This window comes from Citrobacter meridianamericanus, assembly GCF_041320245.1.
Classification (GTDB): Bacteria; Pseudomonadota; Gammaproteobacteria; order Enterobacterales; family Enterobacteriaceae; genus Citrobacter; species Citrobacter meridianamericanus.
Genome location: NZ_CP101036.1, coordinates 4,483,051 through 4,501,837 on the forward strand (window position 1 = coordinate 4,483,051; position 18,787 = coordinate 4,501,837).

Genomic DNA, 18,787 nt, shown 5'->3' on the forward strand with positions numbered 1-18,787 from the left:
ATACAAAAAAATGCCAGGAGCAAAATTATGGATCACTTACCAATGCCAACCTTTGGCCCACTTGCCGGGGTACGAGTTGTATTTTCAGGGATCGAGATTGCCGGTCCGTTCGCCGGACAGATGTTCGCCGAATGGGGTGCTGAGGTTATCTGGATTGAAAACGTTGCGTGGGCCGATACCATCCGCGTACAGCCTAACTATCCGCAGCTCTCACGTCGTAACCTACACGCCCTGTCGCTGAATATTTTCAAAGATGAAGGTCGGGAAGCATTTCTGAAGCTAATGGAAACCACCGATATCTTCATTGAAGCCAGTAAAGGCCCGGCCTTTGCTCGTCGCGGAATTACTGATGAAGTGCTGTGGGAACATAACCCGAAACTGGTAATCGCCCACCTTTCCGGCTTCGGCCAGTTTGGGACCGATGAGTACACTAATCTTCCGGCATATAACACTATCGCGCAGGCGTTCAGCGGCTATCTGATCCAAAACGGCGACGTTGATCAGCCGATGCCTGCTTTCCCGTACACCGCCGATTACTTCTCAGGAATGACCGCAACGACAGCGGCGCTGGCTGCCCTGCACAAAGTACGCGAAACGGGCAAAGGTGAAAGCATTGATATCGCCATGTACGAAGTCATGCTGCGTATGGGTCAGTACTTCATGATGGATTACTTTAACGGCGGCGAAATTTGCCCACGCATGACCAAAGGCAAAGACCCGTATTACGCTGGCTGCGGCCTGTATAAATGCGCCGATGGTTATATCGTCATGGAGCTGGTAGGCATCACACAAATCAATGAATGCTTCAAAGATATCGGCCTCGCCCATATTCTTGGTACGACAGAAGTCCCGGAAGGTACCCAGCTTATCCATCGCGTGGAATGCCCTTATGGCCCGCTCGTGGAAGAGAAACTGGATGCGTGGTTGGCAGCGCACACCATCGCCGAAGTGCAGGCGCGCTTTGCAGAGCTGAATATCGCCTGCGCGAAGGTACTGACCATTCCGGAACTGGAAGGCAACCCGCAGTACGTTGCTCGTGAATCTATTACTCAGTGGCAAACGATGGATGGTCGCACCTGCAAAGGACCGAATATCATGCCGAAATTTAAAAACAACCCGGGGAAAATCTGGCGTGGCATGCCGTCACATGGCATGGATACCGCCGCCATTCTGAAAAACATTGGTTATAGCGAAGCAGACATAAATGAGCTGGTCGGCAAAGGCCTGGCCAGAGTTGAGGAATAAACGTGACGCGCTGACCCGCGAGTGGGTTAGCGCTCACGCCTGATTTCAGTGGATAAAGCAATATGGATATCGTTGGCGGACAAAACTTACGTCAGATGTGGGACGACCTGGCCGGGGTGTACGAAGATAAAACGGCGTTAATTTTCGAATCCTGCGAAGGAAACATTCGGCAGTTTAGCTATGCCTCGCTCAATGAAGAGATTAACCGCACGGCGAACCTTTTCCATTCCTTAGGGATCCGCAAAGGCGACAAGGTCGCGTTGCATCTTGATAACTGTCCGGAATTCATCTTTTGCTGGTTTGGGCTGGCAAAAATTGGCGCCATTATGGTGCCGATTAATGCCCGATTACTGGGCGAAGAAAGCGCCTGGATCCTGCAAAACAGCCATGTAAGCCTGTTAGTCACCAGTGCCCAGTTTTATCCTATGTACCGCCAGATACGGCTGGAAAATACGACTCCGCTTAATCATATTTGCCTGATTGGCGAGCAACTTCCGGTTGACGACGGCGTGAGCCACTTTACCCAACTGCAAGCCCGCCAGTCGACTACGCTGTGTTATACGCCCGCGTTATCCACTGATGATACGGCAGAAATTCTGTTTACCTCTGGCACCACCTCACGACCTAAAGGGGTTGTCATTACCCACTACAACCTGCGATTTGCCGGCTATTACACCTCCTGGCAAATCGCCCTGCGTGATGACGACGTCTACATGACGGTGATGCCCGCTTTTCATATCGACTGTCAGTGTACGGCAGCCATGGCGGCATTCTCTGCAGGCAGCACCTTTGTGCTGTTGGAGAAGTACAGCGCCAGGGCGTTCTGGGATCAGGTACGTAGATACCAGGCGACGGTCACCGAATGCATTCCGATGATGATCAGAACCCTGATGGTACAACCCGCGGCTCCAACGGACAGACAGCATCGCCTGCGCGAAGTGATGTTCTATCTCAATTTATCCGAGCAGGAAAAAGACGCCTTTACCGAACGCTTTGGCGTCAGGTTGCTGACGTCCTACGGTATGACCGAAACCATCGTTGGCATTATTGGCGATCGCCCAGGAGACAAACGGCGTTGGCCCTCTATAGGTCGCGTGGGTTTTAGCTATGAAGCCGAAATCCGTGACGATCAAAACCGTCCCCTGCCCGCCGGAGAAATTGGCGAAATCTGCATTAAAGGCGTGCCGGGCAAAACTATCTTCAAAGAGTACTATGCGCAGCCGGAGGCTACCGCCAAAGCGCTGGAACCTGAGGGTTGGTTACATACCGGAGATTCGGGTTACCAGGATGCGGACGGATTTTTTTATTTCGTCGACAGGCGCTGCAACATGATTAAACGCGGCGGGGAAAATGTCTCCTGCGTCGAGCTGGAAAATATTATTTCTGCGCACCCGAAAATTCAGGACATTGTGGTTGTCGGTATAAAAGATTCGATCCGTGATGAAGCCATTAAAGCATTTATCGTGCTCAATGAAGGTGAAACATTAAGCGAAGCTGAGTTCTTTAGCTTCTGCGAAAACAATATGGCGAAATTCAAGGTTCCCTCGTTTATGGAGATCAGAACCGACCTGCCACGCAATTGTTCAGGAAAAATAATCAAAAAAAATCTGAAATAACCCTTCCGGCTGGAATTCCTCCTGCCGGGAAATTTATTTATCTGGAGATGAACTATGAGTGAATCATTACATCTGACCCGTAATGGCCCGATCCTGGAAATTACTCTCGATCGTCCTAAAGCCAACGCTATTGACGCAAAAACCAGTTTTGCCATGGGGGAAGCTTTTCTTCATTTTCGTGACGACCCGGAATTACGCGTCGCGATTATCACCGGCGGCGGTGAGAAATTCTTTTCTGCGGGCTGGGACTTAAAAGCAGCGGCCGAAGGTGAAGCGCCTGATGCCGACTTTGGCCCCGGCGGTTTTGCTGGTTTAACCGAAATTTTCGACCTCGATAAGCCGGTTATCGCCGCAGTTAACGGCTATGCGTTTGGTGGCGGTTTTGAGCTGGCGCTGGCAGCGGATTTTATCGTCTGTGCGGAAAATGCCAGCTTTGCGCTACCAGAAGCCAAACTGGGGATCGTACCTGACAGCGGCGGCGTACTGCGTCTGCCTAAACTGCTGCCACCGGCTATCGTCAACGAAATGGTGATGACAGGCAGACGAATGAGCGCAGAAGAAGCGCTGCGTTGGGGTATCGTCAACCGCGTTGTCAGCCAGAGCGAGCTGATGGATAGCGCGCGCGAACTGGCGCAGCAGTTGGTGAATAGCGCCCCGCTGGCTATCGCCGCACTGAAAGAAATTTATCGTGCGACCAGTGAAATGCCGGTAGAAGAAGGCTACCGTTACATCCGCAGCGGAGTACTGAAGCACTATCCGTCGGTGCTGCACTCAGAAGATGCGCTCGAAGGACCTCAGGCATTTGCAGAAAAACGCGATCCGGTGTGGAAAGGACGCTGATAACCGATGAGCTATTACGCCTTTGAAGGCCTGATTCCGGTAGTGCATCCAGAGGCGTATGTTCATCCCAGCGCCGTGTTGATTGGTGATGTGATCGTGGGAGCTGGCGTCTACGTCGGCCCACACGCCTCACTGCGCGGTGACTATGGTCGCCTGATTCTGGAGGCGGGTTCTAACTTGCAGGATGGCTGCATCATGCATGGTTATTGCGACACTGACACCATCGTGCATGAAAATGGGCACATCGGCCACGGTGCAATCCTGCACGGTTGCGTGGTGGGCAGGGACGCGCTGATCGGCATGAACAGCGTAATTATGGACGGCGCGGTGATTGGCGAAGAGAGCATTGTCGCCGCCATGAGCTTTGTCAAAGCCGGATTTCAGGGGGAAGCAAGGCAACTGCTGGTCGGTTCACCTGCTCGCGTACTGCGTGAAGTCACTGACCAGGAACTGCACTGGAAGCGACTGAACACTAAAGAGTATCAGGACCTTGCGGTCCGCTGCCGGGCAGGTTTACGTGAAACGCAGCCATTAACGCAGGTCGAAGAAAACCGGCCGCGCCTGAAAGGCACGACGGACGTGAAACCCAAATCAGCCCAGTAATCTATGCCGGATGCGCTAACGCTTATCCGGCCTACGAATCAATCACCGTTAACGCTACCATCAGGTAAGCGAATCATTAGCGACGCATACTTTTTGACAGCATCATCTGCCATTTCTGCTCACGGTTGAGCTCTGTTGGCGGAACGCCAGACAGTCGCGGCGTTTTCGCCACACTCACCTTTTTTTCCTGCAAATTGTGGCTCAATCGGTTGTAGAGGTGGGAATCAATACTGATGACTTTCACCAGACGCTGGCACTGGCAGCCCCGGCCTGCAATCTGATTAGGGATCATCTTAACTTCACAAACAATTTCTCCCACTTCCGACAAAATATAAGAGAGCGTATTAATTGCCTTGCAGTGTTCAATATCAAAATGGCGGGAAATTTCCTTTGCGGTGATCCAACGATCTTCAGCCATCATCCAGTCAGCAATTAACAAATAAAGCGGTCTTTCAACATATTTTTCACACATAAGCACACCATTTCACAAATTAAAAATCTGGCTACGGCCTGTCCAAATTAATAAAAACTAAGCCATATTAAAATTGTGGATATAAAAGATAGTATGCGACTTGAATGTTGATTAGTGTGAGCAATATCGTGCTTATTACATTGAAAATGTGGTTATGAAACTGCATTTGGCCAGGAATGACCTTACGAGAGGTAAAAAAGGGTTTCTTTACAGAAACCCTTTCAAGATAATATTACAGGTCCGGTTAACGCAATTATCACCGGCCCCTTTGCTTATGCCTTTTTGATCTGCGCGTGCATTTCCTGCACCGAGGTCACCTTCTCAGTGGCATCGGCATTCAGCGCCATCGCCGTCGCGAAACCGCCGTTCAAAGTGGTGTCATAATGCACTTTGTACTGCAGCGCGCTGCGGCGAATCAGCTTAGAGTCTTCAATCGCCTGACGACCTTCGGTGGTGTTGATGATGTAAGTGTACTCGCCATTCTTGATACGATCCTGAATGTGCGGACGCCCTTCATGCACCTTGTTCACCAGACGTGGGTTGATACCCGCTTCGCCCAGCACAATTGCCGTGCCGTGCGTTGCATCCAGCTCAAAACCAAACTTCAGCAGCTTCGCCGCCAGGTCAACCACGCGCTCTTTATCGCCTTCGCGAACGGAGAGCAGTGCACGACCCTGTTTTTTCATGGTGGAGCTGCTGCCCAGCTGTGCCTTGGCGAACGCTTCTGCGAAGGTACGACCCACGCCCATCACTTCCCCGGTAGAGCGCATTTCAGGCCCTAACAGCGGGTCAACGCCCGGGAACTTGTTGAACGGCAACACCACTTCTTTTACCGAGTAGTATGGCGGGATAACTTCTTTGGTGACGCCCTGCTGTGCCAGCGTTTTTCCGACCATTACGCGCGCCGCGACTTTCGCCAACGGTACACCCGTTGCTTTGGAGACGAATGGAACGGTACGTGCCGCACGCGGGTTGACTTCAATCAGGTAAACTTCGTTATTCTTCACCGCAAACTGGACGTTCATCAGACCGCGAACCTGCAGTTCGAAGGCCAGTTTCTGCACCTGCTGGCGCATTACATCCTGAATTTCCTGGCTCAGCGTGTACGCAGGCAGAGAACATGCGGAGTCACCAGAGTGTACGCCCGCCTGTTCGATGTGCTCCATGATGCCGCCAATCAGCACCATTTCGCCGTCGCAGATAGCATCCACGTCCACTTCAACCGCATCATCAAGGAAACGGTCCAGCAGCACCGGTGCATCGTTAGACACGCTGACCGCAGTCTGGAAGTAGCGACGCAGGTCGGCTTCGTCATAGACGATTTCCATCGCGCGACCACCGAGAACGTAGGACGGGCGCACCACCAGCGGGTAACCAATCTCTTTCGCCTTCTCAACAGCCTGTTCAATGGCCGTCACGGTGGCGTTCGCCGGTTGTTTCAGCTTCAGACGGTCAACCGCGTGCTGGAAGCGCTCACGGTCTTCCGCACGGTCAATGGCATCCGGGCTGGTACCGATTACCGGCACTCCTGCTGCTTCCAGCGCGCGCGCCAGCTTCAGCGGAGTCTGGCCACCGTACTGCACAATAACGCCTTTCGGCTTCTCGATGCGCACGATTTCCAGTACGTCTTCCAACGTTACCGGCTCGAAGTACAGACGGTCGGAGGTGTCGTAGTCGGTAGAAACGGTTTCCGGGTTACAGTTGACCATGATGGTCTCAAAACCATCTTCGCGCAGTGCCAGCGAGGCGTGTACGCAGCAGTAGTCAAACTCGATGCCCTGACCGATACGGTTTGGACCGCCGCCCAGCACCATGATTTTATCGCGGTCGACGGACGGATTTGCTTCACACTCATCTTCATAAGTGGAGTACATGTAGGCGGTGTCGGTGGCAAATTCTGCTGCGCAGGTATCCACGCGCTTGTAGACCGGATGCAGATTGTACTGGTCACGCAGTTTGCGAATTTCCGCTTCGCGAACGCCGGCCAGTTTCGCCAGACGCGCATCGGCGAAACCTTTACGTTTCAGCATGCGCAGGAAGTCAGCGTCGAGGCCGTTGATGCCAAGGTCGGCTACTTTTTCTTCCAGGCGTACCAGTTCTTCAATTTGCACCAGGAACCAGCGGTCGATGTTGGTCAGGTTGAACACGCCGTCGACTGACAGGCCCGCGCGGAAGGCATCGGCGATATACCAGATACGCTCTGCGCCCGCGTCTTTCAGCTCGCGGCGAATTTTGGTCAGCGCTTCAGGATCGTCCAGGCTTACTTTCGGGTCGAAGCCGGTCGCGCCCACTTCCAGACCACGCAGCGCTTTCTGCAGCGATTCCTGCTGGGTACGGCCAATCGCCATCACTTCACCGACAGATTTCATCTGCGTGGTCAGACGGTCGTTAGCGCCAACGAATTTCTCGAAGTTGAAACGGGGAATTTTCGTCACAACGTAGTCGATGGACGGCTCAAACGAAGCCGGAGTGCGGCCGCCAGTGATGTCGTTCATCAGCTCGTCGAGTGTGTAACCTACCGCCAGCTTGGCAGCGACTTTAGCAATCGGGAAGCCGGTTGCTTTGGACGCCAGCGCTGAGGAGCGGGACACGCGCGGGTTCATCTCAATAACAATCAGACGACCGTTTTTCGGGTTTACCGCAAACTGGACGTTAGAGCCGCCGGTTTCCACGCCGATTTCACGCAGTACCGCCATCGAGGCGTTACGCATGATTTGATATTCTTTGTCGGTTAACGTCTGGGCTGGCGCCACAGTGATGGAGTCACCGGTATGGATGCCCATCGCGTCGAAGTTTTCGATGGAGCAGACGATGATGCAGTTGTCGTTTTTATCACGAACCACTTCCATCTCGTACTCTTTCCAGCCAATCAGCGATTCATCAATCAGCAATTCGTTGGTTGGGGAAAGGTCCAGACCGCGTTCACAGATTTCTTCGAACTCTTCACGGTTGTAGGCGATACCGCCGCCAGTGCCACCCATGGTGAAGCTAGGACGGATAATGCACGGGAAGCCAACGTCAGCGGCAACTGCCAGCGCTTCTTCCATGGTGTGAGCGATGCCTGAACGCGCGGTGTCGAGACCAATCTTCTTCATCGCGATATCGAAGCGACGACGGTCTTCCGCTTTATCAATGGCATCCGCCGTTGCGCCAATCATGGTCACACCGAACTCAGCCAGTACGCCCTGGCGCTCCAACTCCAGCGCGCAGTTCAGCGCTGTCTGGCCGCCCATGGTTGGCAGCACCGCATCCGGGCGCTCTTTCTCAATAATTTTGCGTACCACTTCCCAATGAATCGGCTCGATATAGGTGGCATCGGCCATTTCCGGGTCGGTCATGATGGTTGCCGGGTTAGAGTTCACCAGAATAACGCGGTAACCCTCTTCACGCAGGGCTTTACACGCCTGTGCGCCGGAATAGTCAAACTCACACGCCTGACCGATAACAATCGGACCCGCGCCCAGAATCAGGATACTTTTTATGTCTGTACGTTTTGGCATGGCTCTTTTACTCCTGATTATTTCGCGGACTGACGGTATTGCTCAATTAACTCGATAAAGTGGTCGAACAGCGGTGCGGCATCGTGCGGACCCGGGCTCGCTTCCGGGTGCCCCTGGAAACTGAACGCCGGTTTGTCGGTGCGATGAATCCCTTGCAGGGTGCCGTCGAACAGCGACTTGTGGGTCACGCGCAGGTTAGCCGGCAGCGTGGTTTCATCAACCGCAAAACCGTGGTTCTGCGCGGTAATCATCACCACATTTTTATCAATGTCTTTTACCGGGTGGTTACCGCCGTGATGGCCGAACTTCATCTTGATGGTCTTCGCACCGCTCGCCAGCGCCAGCAACTGATGGCCGAGGCAGATGCCAAATACCGGAATATCGGTTTCGAGGAACTTTTGAATTGCCGTGATCGCGTAATCACACGGTGCCGGGTCACCAGGGCCGTTAGACAGGAAGATACCGTCCGGATTCATCTTCAGAACGTCTTCAGCGGAGGTTTTCGCTGGAACCACCGTCAGGCGGCAGCCGCGGTCCGCTAACATACGCAGAATGTTACGTTTAGCGCCGTAATCGTACGCCACAACGTGGAACGGCAGTTCATCGGTAGATTTGGCTTCCGGCAGGTCACCGGCCAGCGTCCAACTACCTTGCGTCCAGCTATACGGCTCCGCGGTGGTGACTTCTTTCGCAAGGTCCATACCATTGAGGCCCGGGAATGCTTTCGCTTTTTCCAGCGCCAGCGCGGCATCCGGGTTATCGCCCGCAATGATGCAACCGTTTTGTGCGCCTTTTTCACGCAGCAAACGCGTCAACTTACGGGTATCAATATCAGCAATCGCCACAATGTTATGGCGCTTGAGGTAGGAAGAGAGGTCTTCGGTATCGCGGAAGTTGCTGGCAATCAGCGGCAGGTCGCGGATGACCAGGCCTTGCGCATGTACCTGAGAAGATTCAGCATCGGCTTCATTGGTGCCGACATTACCGATATGAGGATAAGTAAGAGTGACGATTTGGCGGGAATAGGAAGGATCAGTGAGGATTTCTTGATAACCGGTCATTGAAGTATTGAAAACGACTTCCCCAACCGCCGAACCTGTTGCCCCTATGGCCCGACCGTGAAACTGGGTTCCGTCTTCCAGAACCAATAGCGCTGACTTAATCAAAACACCCTCCAGAGAATATTCACTCACTTTATTTGCATATTAATTCATTTACACATCATGAATCAATGCAAATTTGCTTACCTATGGATTTCTGGCAAACGGCGGCATTCTAGAGACAGCCCACGTAAAAGTCTACCCAAAAGGACATTTTTTATTATTATTTTACGCCACTGGGATAAATCACACGATTTAACAGGCAAAAAGATCAGCTAACTTGGGATGGAAAACGCTTGCGGCAGATAAAGAGTGTAAAAACAGGAAGTGCGATAGTAAAAAGTGGACCATTTGGTCAAAATTCACATTCAGATAACAAAATACCACCACAAAAAACTGGTAAAATCGCATTTAAATGAAAAACAATACTCAAACACTAAAAATTAAAGGGCAATAAAATATTGCCCCATGTAATCAATTAATTATGATTACAATAACCACATCACGAAGGGTAGTAAAAGCTATAAATTACGTAAATTAAGCACATCTTTCATATCAAAAAGACCATTTGACTTTGATTTCAGCCAAATTGCCGATCTCACCGCACCGTTAGCAAAGGTCATGCGACTGGACGCCTTGTGCGTAATCTCAATACGCTCGCCAATATCGGCGAACATCGCGGTGTGTTCCCCGACGATATCCCCCGCTCGTACCGTGGCAAAACCGATCGTGCCCGGTACGCGCTCGCCAGTGTAACCCTCACGGGAATAGACTGCGCAGTCTTTCAGATCTTTATCCAGCGCCCCAGCAATCGCCTCGCCCATGGCCAGCGCAGTGCCTGACGGCGCATCCACCTTGTGGCGGTGGTGCGCTTCGATAATCTCAATATCGGTGTAATCACCCATCACTTTCGCCGCCTTCTCCAGTAGCTTCAGCATGACATTCACACCCACGCTAAAGTTCGCGGCGAAAACAATAGCAATCTCCTGCGCGGCATCGCGAATAGCCTGTTTACCTGTGTCATCAAAGCCGGTGGTGCCAATCACCATCCCTTTACCGTGCTGGCGGCAAAACGCCAGATGCGCCAGCGTGCCTTCCGGGCGGGTAAAATCGATGAAAACATCGAAATCATCTTTCACCGCTTCAAGGCTACTTTGTACGGTTACGCCCGTTTTCCCGGCTCCCGCCAACTCTCCTGCATCGCTTCCTAATAAGGAAGAACCGTCACGCTCCAGCGCCGCGCCGAGCTGTACGCCATCCATGCCGAGAGTGGCCTGAATCAACTGACGCCCCATGCGTCCTCCGGCTCCCGCGATGGCAACGCGGATTTGTGCATCATGCATAGCTATTCTCTTTTGTTAATTTTACGTAAATCGTTTTCAGATTAACCAGCGCATCGCTGCGCCGCCAGCCCAAAACGTCGATAATTAGAATTTAATGATAAACAGGCAGAGATATCAGTAAAAGGCATGACGATCAGCAAAAACCACATGATTCTCTGACTACCAGCGCAGGTGGCAGAATAATGCGTTTCGGTGGTTCGTCATTTCCCTGAATGCGGCTATAAAGCAGCTCTCCAGCCTTGCGACCAATCTCTTTTGCGGCCACTGAGACGGTAGTAAGCGCTGGTTGCACCAGCGCCGCTTCGGTGATGTCATCGAATCCCACCAGCGCAAAATCGCGCCCCGGTTCACGCCCCATTTTACGTAATGCCTGCATGACCCCAAGCGCTACGATGTCCTGATAACAAACGGCGGCGGTAATTTGCGGGAAACGCAGAAAAAGAGACTCCGCCGCTTTTGCGCCGTCAATTTGGCTGGCCTGCGTGGCGACTATCCATTCCGGATTCGGTGATATCCCCTGCTCCAGCAACGTGCTGGTGAAGCCACCGATACGCTGTGCCCGGCTACCTGAACTTGGGCTCCCCCCAATAAACGCAATATTCTTATGCCCCATTCTGACTAAATGAGTAGTGGCCATTTGCGTACCAAGAAAGTTATCCGTTCCCACAAAATCAAAATCAGGATCGCTGAGGGGGCGGACCACCATGATGGCAGGAATATTGCGCCTTTTCAGTGCTTCAAAAAAGGATGTCGGTGTTTCGCGCGCCGCGCAGAGCACCATCCCGCAGGCATTATTGCGCATTAATGAGTCGACAAATTTTTGCTGCCGTTCTCCTGACTCTTCGCTGTTTGCCAGAAACAACAGCAGGTCATGCCGCTCCATCTCATGGCTTAGCCCTGCTGTCATCTCACCATAAAAAGGGTTAGTGATGTCGTGTAACAACAATCCAACCTGATTACTGCTCCGGTTACGCAGATTAGCAGCGGTTTGATTATAAACGTAGCCAGCATCGTCCAGCGCTTTAAGTACCCGGTCACGTGTTGCCTGAGAAATGCGTCCCCGGTTACGCAGCACCATTGAAACGGTTGCCGTGGACACTCCCGCGCGTTCAGCAACCTGCGCCAGCGTGACTGTGGTCATGACTTCTCCTGTTTTTTTCAAAGGTTAATCGAATAACCGAAATAATGCCTTTTTACGTGTGATTCACATCACGCCAGCGTGCTTTTCATCGCACTGGTTTCAGATTATGGCGGGTTAATCGCGTTAACCACACTATGAAAATAAGGTTAATCGATTAATCTTAAATAAGCCAACACGGAGACAGAAAATGCATACAACTTATAATAAATTCCCTGAGGTTACCGTTCAGGGCTATGACAACCACGCCTGGCAGGGGTGGTCGTCGATCCATTCAGTGCTTAACGCCAGAGTTTCTGATGCAGCAAAAACCGTATTGATCGTCGATTGCTATCCGGGCGTGCGGCTTGACGAGCTGGAGCAACAGCTCGTTACGACGTTAGATGCCGCACTGGTACTGAATATTGAATCCGCCCGCCGCGATGAGCAGGCCCTGCATCATTTACTGGCGCGCAACCTGACCGACGATCGCGTATTTGGTGTTCTCTCCTGCCACCATCTGGATGAGTTTTTTGATAGCAATAAACTCCGCCAGCTCCGCCAACAAATTGATGCCGTTACCGAAGGGCTTGTCGTGGTGTACGGCTCTGGCGCTGCGTTGGCACATTCTGGTGACATACTGGTTTATGCCGATCTTCCCCGTTGGGAAATTCAACAGCGTATGCGCCATGACGGGCTGGGAAACTGGGGGGCAGAAAACCAGGATGAAGATATTCTTCGTCGTTACAAACGTGCTTTTTTCATTGAATGGCGGGTATTCGACAGACACAAAACACCGTTACTCAAACGCGCCGATTATTTGCTTGATACCACGGTAGAAAGTAATCCCGCGATGGTCAGCGGTGACGCGCTACGCGCTGGCCTGCAACAAACAACCGAACAACCGTTTCGCGTTGCCCCTTTCTTTGACCCTGGCGTCTGGGGCGGCCAATGGATGAAACAACACTTCGATCTCGATCCCTCAGCCCCCAATTACGCGTGGTGTTTTGATTGCGTGCCCGAGGAAAACAGCCTGTTACTGCGTTTTGGCAACGTGCGGATCGAGATCCCTTCTCAGGACCTGGTATTAACTTATCCGCGCCCCCTGCTGGGTGAAAAAGTTCACGCGCGCTTTGGCGCGGAATTCCCGATCCGTTTTGACTTCCTTGACACCATTGGCGGGCAGAATTTGAGCTTCCAGGTTCATCCGCTCACCGAATACATACAGCAGCAGTTTGGTATGCACTATACCCAGGATGAGAGCTATTACATTCTCGAAGCCGAACCGGGGGCCGTGGTGTATCTCGGGACAAAAACCGGGATCGCACCGCAGGATATGCTCGACGATCTCCGGGCCGCAGGACGTGGCGAAAAAATCTTTGATGATGAGCGATTCGTGAATCAGATCCCCGCGCATAAACATGATCACTTCCTGATCCCCGCCGGCACCGTACATTGCTCGGGAGCAGGAACCATGGTGCTGGAGATCAGCGCAACACCTTATATTTTCACCTTCAAGCTGTGGGACTGGGGTCGTTTAGGCTTAGACGGCTTACCGCGCCCAGTGCATCTTGATCACGGTCAGCAGGTTATTGACTGGCAGCGCGACACGCAATGGGTGCACGACAACCTGATCAACCGTATTGAACCCATCGCTGAAGGTGACGGTTGGCGGGAAGAAAGAACCGGGATGCACGAACGCGAATTTATCGAAACGCGTCGCCACTGGTTTACGGCGCCCGTCACTCACCATACCCATGGCGGCGTCAACGTCCTGAACCTGGTCGAAGGCGCGCAGGCCGTTGTCGAAAGCCCGAACGGCGCATTTCCCCCGTTCGTCGTCAACTATGCAGAGACCTTTATCATCCCAGCCGCCGTAGGAGAGTATCGCATTTCGCCTTTTGGCAAAGGCATCGGTCAACAGCTCGCCACGATTAAAGCCTGGGTTAGAGGATAAGCGCATGATTAACGTTATTGTTGCCACCCATGGTCCCCTGGCGGAAGCGCTTCTCGCCAGCGGTCGTATGGTTTATGGAGAATTACCGCACGTTTTCCCCGTCACGCTGAGTGAACAGGCGGGTATCGAAGGGTTTAAACAGACGTTCACTCAGGTTCTCGCGAGTGCGGGAAAAGACGCTGACGGCGTTCTGGTGCTGTGTGACATGCAAAGCGGTACGCCGTGGAATGTCGCCTGCCATCATGCGTTTTCTGCACAAACGGTTCCTCCCGTTGCTGTCGTCGCGGGCGTTAATTTCCCGATGCTGTTACAAAGTGAGGAGATCTGCCATTTAACGGATGTTCATGCCGCAGCCGTCGAGCTGTTGGCGTTAACAGTACCCACGCTGATTAAAGCCGCCCCGGTTTTATCCGTTCAGTCCGACGATTTTTAAAGGAAACCATTATGAGTATTTCTTTTGTACGTATCGATGACCGCGTAATTCATGGGCAGCTCGTGACACGTTGGGCCAAAGAGCTGCCCTGTGACGGGATTGTCGCTATAGACGACGCCGTCGCGGCCGACCCTCTGCTCTCCTCGGTGATGAAAGGCGCCGTACAGGACACTAAAGTCTGGTTATTTGATACGGCTACCGCGATTGAAAAATTGCCGAAAGTCATTGCCAGCGAAAAGCGTTATTTCGTCATTGGCAAATCTCCCGTCACGCTCAAGCGCATTGAAGAAGCGGGTATCAGCCTGAAAAATGCCAACGGCAAGATTAATGTGGGTCCAATGAGTGCTCGTGCTGATACTACCACCATCGGCCCGAATCAGTCGGTCAACGGGGATGAAATTGCCGCCTTTGACTGGCTGACGCAGCATGGACATCTGGTTGAGTTTCGCCTGGTTCCTGATGCCAGTAGCTACAGCTGGCAGGACGCACGCCAGAAGCTGAAATAAGGAGCGTACGATGATTATCGAAGCTACGTTGATTGGCATACTTTGCTATCTCGGCGCCCTCAGCAGCCCCTGGCTTCTGGGACTGACCGGCGGCTGGTATCTGATCACCCGCCCACTGATTTCCGGAATGTTGGTCGGGATTATCCTCGGCGACATTAAAACCGGAATCATGATTGGCGTCGCGGTTCAGGCAGTGTATATCGCGATGGTAACGCCCGGCGGTTCGATGCCGGCCGATCTCAACTTTGTTGCTTACCCGGCAATTGCTTTAGGTATCCTTTCAGGAAAAGGCCCCGAGGTTGCGGTCGCGCTGGCAGCCACCATCGGTATCGCCGGAACCATTTTGTTTAACGTGATGATGGTACTGAATTCCTTCTGGAATCACCGGGCAGATGTGGCGCTGGAACGAGGCGACGAACGCGGTATTTACCTGAACAGCGCCATCTGGCCACAGGTAACAAACTTTGTCCTGCGTTTTGTACCGACCTTTATTGCAGTCTACTTTGGGGCGCAATACATCAGCGGTTTTATGGACAGTTTGCCGAAAATTGTCTTGTCGACGATGAACGTACTGGGCGGCATTTTACCCGCCGTCGGGATCGCGATTTTGCTGAAACAGATCATCAAAAACTACACCATGTTGATCTACTTTCTCGTGGGTTTTGTCTGCATCGTCTTTTTAAAACTCAACATGGTCGCGCTGGTGATCGTCGGTTCGCTGTTGGCGTTGATCCATTACAACTACAAACCGGAACCACAGCAGACCGCGAATGCAAAGTCGGTTGTGGATGATGATGAGGATGAATTCTGATGGAAGAACGTACACTTACGCGTAAAGATCTTCGCCGCTGCTGGCGTGCATGGATGATGCACAACTTGTCATCGATGAGCTTTGAACGTCTGGAATCTTTTGGCTTTTGTCTGAGCATGCTTCCGGTGGCAAAAAAACTCTATCCCGATCCAGCCCAACGTACTGAAATGCTGCGCCGCCACGCCTCGTTCTATAATACGGAACCTCAGATTGGCGCAATCGTAAATGGTATGGTGCTGGGGCTGGAGGAGAAAAAAGCGAACGGTGAGCCGATCGATGGCGAGACCATTAATACCCTGAAGGTTGGCCTGATGGGCCCGATCGCCGGGATCGGCGATTCCATGATCCCTGGGATGTTGATCCCTATCCTGCTCAGTATCGGCATGGCCCTGGCGGCCGGCGGTAACATTCTGGGACCGCTGTTTTATACCGTTGCCTGGCTGGCCATCATCATTCCTGGTTCGTGGTTCCTGTTCCTGAAAGGTTACAAAATGGGATCTGGCTCGGTGGAAATGCTGGTGAGTAGCAAATCTGCCCGTCTGCGTGAAGCGTTATCGCTGCTGGGAGTATTTGTCATGGGAGGCGTAGCGGCAAGCTACGTGAAGCTTGGCACCGGGCTGGAATTTATCACTAAAGATGGGGTGAACATTCACGTTCAGCAGATGCTGGACGGTATCTTCCCGCAGTTACTGCCGCTGGTTGTGGTGCTTGGCACCTGGTATCTGATGGCCAAGCGCGGTGTATCACCAGTGAAAGCGATGATTTTACTGCTGATTCTGGCCGCTCTTGGCGTCGCTACGGGCCTGTTTGCGGGTTAATACACAGAAAACATTACAACCGGGGCGATGCCCCGGTTTTTTATGGATGAAAGTTTTGCCACAGCTCGGGGTGTTTGTCCGGACGCGAAATAAATTGAAAGCGCGCTGGATCTTCGATGAATTGCTGGTAAACAGGCGCGGAAGTAATCGAGAACTCCGTATATTGCCGGGGCGTTACGGCCTGCAGTCGTCCGGGAATATAACGGGGATTATGCTGCCAGATAATGTTGTTGCCCTGCAGTAGCGGATACCATGCCAATCCTTTATGTGCACGCACGGCGTCGTACTCAAAACCATATTCACGATCGCACCACGCGCCAAAGGTTAATGGTACATCCGGGTCTGCGGAGATGGTCGCATGTCCCCAGCCGGGCGGTACCAGCACTTTCTCTCCCGGTCCGGCAATGACTGCAAAACACCGGCCAGGGTCATCCTCAACATATTCCTGCATATAAATGATCGCTTTTCCCTGCCAGATTTCGTAAAGCTCCGGCGGAGACCAGCCACTGTGCTGACTGATACGATGAACATGTCCCTGACTACGCACCGGTTCTTTCCCCAACCTTCCCGCTGCATAGGTCACCACGCCAAACAGCAGCATCCGCTTTTTCAATTCTTCGCGATCCTGCATTCGCGCAACATCCATCGCAATGGCATACACCTCCTGCGGTCCTTCACAGTGCGGATCGCGCAGCGAGGCACGAATGTGATCGAGTTGACGAATCTCTGGCATCGGTCCGGTAACGTCGTCCCCATAGCTAAAACCAAGTGGGTGATGATGGACCGTCATATCCAGGCCGTAAGAATGTGCTAAGTCAGCCATTCTGTACCTCCTTCGCCTGGACCGTCTTATTCTCCTCAAAGACTCTTATTCTGAAGCCCCTGGTGAGCGCCGCATAATCATGACCCGCAATTCCTGGCCATACGGCGAGCGCCGACAGCACCTCTTCCCCGGTGTTGATTAACCGGTGCGCGGTAAAACCGGGGATGATGTGGACAGATCCGGCGAATACCTTTTCCAACCGCGCGTCGCCCTGTTCAGTCTGCAGCAACAGCAGGCCCTTGCCACGCAGGCCAAAATAGACTTCCCCCTGTTCGCGGCGCGCATGGAAATGCCCGCGAGTCATAAAATATTCGCAACCAACCCGGCCAGGATAAAGATGAGTAACGCCGGTATAGAGTTCGCCTTCAGCGGGAGACGTATCCAGCATTTCAACGTCATACACAACCTGCTCGCCGGTCAACTGTTGACGGGCGATTTCATCGGCAAAAACGTCAGTAAGATCCTGAATACGGGTGGATTTACGCAATAATGGGCCATCGGCTAAAGCGCCGCTTGCCCACGCCACCTGCGGTGGCTGGATAAAAGAAAGGTTCATATGTGTCTCCGGCCCGAGGAGAACAACAGCATCAGATTAGCAGATTAATCGATTAACCTGCTAATTCTGTCCGCATATTGCGGACCGGATCACAACCTCACGGGGCCAGCGCCAGTACCTCTGCCACCCACTGCTGAAATCCCTCAACGTCCAGCCCCAGCGCGACCTGCGCATTTGCCTGATGACCTAAACGTCCTTCAATGTCCACCACCGTCGTACCCGAGGTATACTCGCCCTGGGTTTCAACCGCCACGAAGCATGGTTGCAGGGTAAACAGCTCCGGGCGCACCAGCCAGGCAATAGCGCACAGATCGTGCATGCGCAGCCCCGTATTCATACTGCCACTACGATAATGGCTGAACAGCGCGTGCAGCATTTTTCCCGTCTGGTTAAGCTGAGGCAACGTAGCCAGGTAGTCCGGGGCGAGCATGGCCTGATTAGTGACATCCAGCCCACACATCACAATCTCCAGCCCGCTCTGGAAGACTTTCGCGGCGGCCTCGGGATCGATAGCAATATTAAACTCGGCGTTTGGCGTGAAGTTTCCGCGCCCGGCAGAACCGCCCATAATCACCAGGCGCTTAATGTTGAACACGCATTCAGGATAATGAGTCAGCAGCAGCGCAATATTTGTCAGGGGGCCAATTGCCACCAGCGTCATGGGCTGTGAGGCGTGCATCAGCACATCGCGAATGGCCTGGAAGGCGGGTTTTGCCATCGCGTGGCGGTCGTGCTCGACAAAATCATACCCTTCCATACCGGACTCACCGTGTACGGAAGCGGCATCACGCAGCGGTCGCACCAAAGGCATTGATGCCCCCTGCGCCAGCGGAATATCCGCATTCCAAAAGTGCAGCAGTTGCAGCGCATTACGGGTAGTTTTTTCCACCGACACATTGCCTGCGACAGTAGTCATCAGTTGCAGATCCAGCTCAGGGGCAAACAGCGCAGCGGCAATAGCGGCGGCATCATCAATGCCGGGATCGGTATCAAGAATGATCGGTAAGCGCATGGTTTCTCCATAAAAAAATGCCAGACGTTAAGTCT

17 protein-coding genes are annotated in these 18,787 nt (G+C 52.8%); 9 read left to right on the forward strand and 8 right to left on the reverse strand.

All coding sequences use genetic code 11. From position 1 onward, the window contains the following. The first annotated feature begins 27 nt into the window (after positions 1 to 27). The 4 genes from caiB (at position 28) to caiE (ending at position 4,304) form a co-directional block, all read left to right on the forward strand. The gene (gene caiB, locus NMD08_RS21840; protein WP_370619044.1) at positions 28 to 1,245 is read left to right on the forward strand and encodes an L-carnitine CoA-transferase; all 1,218 of its coding nucleotides are present in this window, start codon (positions 28 to 30) and stop codon (positions 1,243 to 1,245) included. A gap of 62 nt (positions 1,246 to 1,307) precedes the next feature. Then, positions 1,308 to 2,861, forward strand: a complete 1,554-nt coding sequence (caiC, locus tag NMD08_RS21845) for a crotonobetaine/carnitine-CoA ligase (protein WP_370619046.1) — start codon at positions 1,308 to 1,310, stop codon at positions 2,859 to 2,861. A gap of 54 nt (positions 2,862 to 2,915) precedes the next feature. Beyond that, complete coding sequence (caiD, locus tag NMD08_RS21850; RefSeq protein WP_116360653.1) at positions 2,916 to 3,701, forward strand: crotonobetainyl-CoA hydratase; 786 nt, start codon at positions 2,916 to 2,918, stop codon at positions 3,699 to 3,701. A 6-nt stretch (positions 3,702 to 3,707) separates the two neighbouring features. After that, positions 3,708 to 4,304, forward strand: a complete 597-nt coding sequence (gene caiE, locus NMD08_RS21855) for a carnitine operon protein CaiE (protein WP_151216709.1) — start codon at positions 3,708 to 3,710, stop codon at positions 4,302 to 4,304. A gap of 76 nt (positions 4,305 to 4,380) precedes the next feature. Here the strand turns inward: caiE and caiF are convergent, their stop codons facing one another. The 5 genes from caiF to NMD08_RS21880 all read right to left on the reverse strand — a co-directional run bounded on the left by caiF (position 4,381) and on the right by NMD08_RS21880 (position 11,860). Further along, positions 4,381 to 4,776 carry a carnitine metabolism transcriptional regulator CaiF gene (gene caiF, locus NMD08_RS21860; protein ID WP_151216708.1) on the reverse strand — a complete coding sequence of 132 codons (396 nt, stop codon included), beginning with the start codon at positions 4,774 to 4,776 and terminating at the stop codon, positions 4,381 to 4,383. A gap of 272 nt (positions 4,777 to 5,048) precedes the next feature. After that, a complete protein-coding gene (carB, locus tag NMD08_RS21865; RefSeq protein WP_151216707.1) occupies positions 5,049 to 8,276 on the reverse strand; it encodes a carbamoyl-phosphate synthase large subunit in 3,228 nt (1,075 codons plus the stop codon). A gap of 17 nt (positions 8,277 to 8,293) precedes the next feature. After that, positions 8,294 to 9,442, reverse strand: a complete 1,149-nt coding sequence (gene carA, locus NMD08_RS21870) for a glutamine-hydrolyzing carbamoyl-phosphate synthase small subunit (protein WP_370619048.1) — start codon at positions 9,440 to 9,442, stop codon at positions 8,294 to 8,296. A gap of 455 nt (positions 9,443 to 9,897) precedes the next feature. Next, positions 9,898 to 10,719, reverse strand: coding sequence for a 4-hydroxy-tetrahydrodipicolinate reductase (gene dapB, locus NMD08_RS21875; protein WP_151224536.1), 822 nt, complete (start codon positions 10,717 to 10,719; stop codon positions 9,898 to 9,900). A 133-nt stretch (positions 10,720 to 10,852) separates the two neighbouring features. Next, entirely contained in the window at positions 10,853 to 11,860 is a 1,008-nt protein-coding gene (locus NMD08_RS21880; RefSeq protein ID WP_151216705.1) for a LacI family DNA-binding transcriptional regulator, read from the reverse strand. Between the two features lie 187 nt (positions 11,861 to 12,047). Here NMD08_RS21880 and NMD08_RS21885 point away from each other — a divergent pair, with 187 nt between their 5' ends. Genes NMD08_RS21885 through NMD08_RS21905 form a run of 5 tightly spaced genes read left to right on the forward strand, consistent with a single transcriptional unit; the run spans position 12,048 to position 16,361 of the window. Beyond that, on the forward strand, positions 12,048 to 13,793 hold the full coding sequence (locus NMD08_RS21885) for a class I mannose-6-phosphate isomerase (protein WP_151216704.1): 1,746 nt from the start codon (positions 12,048 to 12,050) through the stop codon (positions 13,791 to 13,793). A gap of 4 nt (positions 13,794 to 13,797) precedes the next feature. After that, the gene (locus NMD08_RS21890) at positions 13,798 to 14,226 is read left to right on the forward strand and encodes a PTS sugar transporter subunit IIA (protein WP_151216703.1); all 429 of its coding nucleotides are present in this window, start codon (positions 13,798 to 13,800) and stop codon (positions 14,224 to 14,226) included. A gap of 11 nt (positions 14,227 to 14,237) precedes the next feature. Continuing rightward, positions 14,238 to 14,732, forward strand: a complete 495-nt coding sequence (locus tag NMD08_RS21895; protein ID WP_151216702.1) for a PTS sugar transporter subunit IIB — start codon at positions 14,238 to 14,240, stop codon at positions 14,730 to 14,732. A 10-nt stretch (positions 14,733 to 14,742) separates the two neighbouring features. Further along, on the forward strand, positions 14,743 to 15,543 hold the full coding sequence (locus NMD08_RS21900) for a PTS mannose/fructose/sorbose/N-acetylgalactosamine transporter subunit IIC (protein WP_370619050.1): 801 nt from the start codon (positions 14,743 to 14,745) through the stop codon (positions 15,541 to 15,543). Further along, positions 15,543 to 16,361 carry a PTS system mannose/fructose/sorbose family transporter subunit IID gene (locus NMD08_RS21905; RefSeq protein WP_151216700.1) on the forward strand — a complete coding sequence of 273 codons (819 nt, stop codon included), beginning with the start codon at positions 15,543 to 15,545 and terminating at the stop codon, positions 16,359 to 16,361. The genes NMD08_RS21900 and NMD08_RS21905 overlap by 1 nt, the downstream gene beginning before the upstream one ends. Positions 16,362 to 16,401: 40 nt before the next feature. On the opposite strand, the gene NMD08_RS21910 is transcribed toward NMD08_RS21905, so the two are convergent. From NMD08_RS21910 to rihC, 3 genes are all read right to left on the reverse strand, one after another. Then, positions 16,402 to 17,184 carry a glucose-6-phosphate isomerase family protein gene (locus NMD08_RS21910; RefSeq protein WP_151216699.1) on the reverse strand — a complete coding sequence of 261 codons (783 nt, stop codon included), beginning with the start codon at positions 17,182 to 17,184 and terminating at the stop codon, positions 16,402 to 16,404. After that, on the reverse strand, positions 17,177 to 17,740 hold the full coding sequence (locus tag NMD08_RS21915) for a glucose-6-phosphate isomerase family protein (RefSeq protein WP_187253707.1): 564 nt from the start codon (positions 17,738 to 17,740) through the stop codon (positions 17,177 to 17,179). The genes NMD08_RS21910 and NMD08_RS21915 overlap by 8 nt, the downstream gene beginning before the upstream one ends. Before the next feature lie 97 nt (positions 17,741 to 17,837). Next, positions 17,838 to 18,752 carry a ribonucleoside hydrolase RihC gene (gene rihC / locus NMD08_RS21920; protein WP_151216697.1) on the reverse strand — a complete coding sequence of 305 codons (915 nt, stop codon included), beginning with the start codon at positions 18,750 to 18,752 and terminating at the stop codon, positions 17,838 to 17,840. Positions 18,753 to 18,787 lie beyond the last annotated feature (35 nt).

Bases quoted from the DNA above. Each gene is read 5' to 3' on its own strand.
- caiC (WP_370619046.1), top strand. From the start codon at position 1,308: ATGGATATCGTTGGCGGACAAAACTTACGTCAGATGTGGGACGACCTG.
- NMD08_RS21895 (WP_151216702.1), top strand. From the start codon at position 14,238: ATGAGTATTTCTTTTGTACGTATCGATGACCGCGTAATTCATGGGCAG.
- caiD (WP_116360653.1), top strand. From the start codon at position 2,916: ATGAGTGAATCATTACATCTGACCCGTAATGGCCCGATCCTGGAAATT.
- caiF (WP_151216708.1), bottom strand. From the start codon at position 4,776: ATGTGTGAAAAATATGTTGAAAGACCGCTTTATTTGTTAATTGCTGAC.
- NMD08_RS21880 (WP_151216705.1), bottom strand. From the start codon at position 11,860: ATGACCACAGTCACGCTGGCGCAGGTTGCTGAACGCGCGGGAGTGTCC.
- NMD08_RS21890 (WP_151216703.1), top strand. From the start codon at position 13,798: ATGATTAACGTTATTGTTGCCACCCATGGTCCCCTGGCGGAAGCGCTT.
- carB (WP_151216707.1), bottom strand. From the start codon at position 8,276: ATGCCAAAACGTACAGACATAAAAAGTATCCTGATTCTGGGCGCGGGT.
- NMD08_RS21905 (WP_151216700.1), top strand. From the start codon at position 15,543: ATGGAAGAACGTACACTTACGCGTAAAGATCTTCGCCGCTGCTGGCGT.
- NMD08_RS21885 (WP_151216704.1), top strand. From the start codon at position 12,048: ATGCATACAACTTATAATAAATTCCCTGAGGTTACCGTTCAGGGCTAT.
- NMD08_RS21900 (WP_370619050.1), top strand. From the start codon at position 14,743: ATGATTATCGAAGCTACGTTGATTGGCATACTTTGCTATCTCGGCGCC.
- caiE (WP_151216709.1), top strand. From the start codon at position 3,708: ATGAGCTATTACGCCTTTGAAGGCCTGATTCCGGTAGTGCATCCAGAG.
- rihC (WP_151216697.1), bottom strand. From the start codon at position 18,752: ATGCGCTTACCGATCATTCTTGATACCGATCCCGGCATTGATGATGCC.
- NMD08_RS21915 (WP_187253707.1), bottom strand. From the start codon at position 17,740: ATGAACCTTTCTTTTATCCAGCCACCGCAGGTGGCGTGGGCAAGCGGC.
- caiB (WP_370619044.1), top strand. From the start codon at position 28: ATGGATCACTTACCAATGCCAACCTTTGGCCCACTTGCCGGGGTACGA.
- NMD08_RS21910 (WP_151216699.1), bottom strand. From the start codon at position 17,184: ATGGCTGACTTAGCACATTCTTACGGCCTGGATATGACGGTCCATCAT.
- dapB (WP_151224536.1), bottom strand. From the start codon at position 10,719: ATGCATGATGCACAAATCCGCGTTGCCATCGCGGGAGCCGGAGGACGC.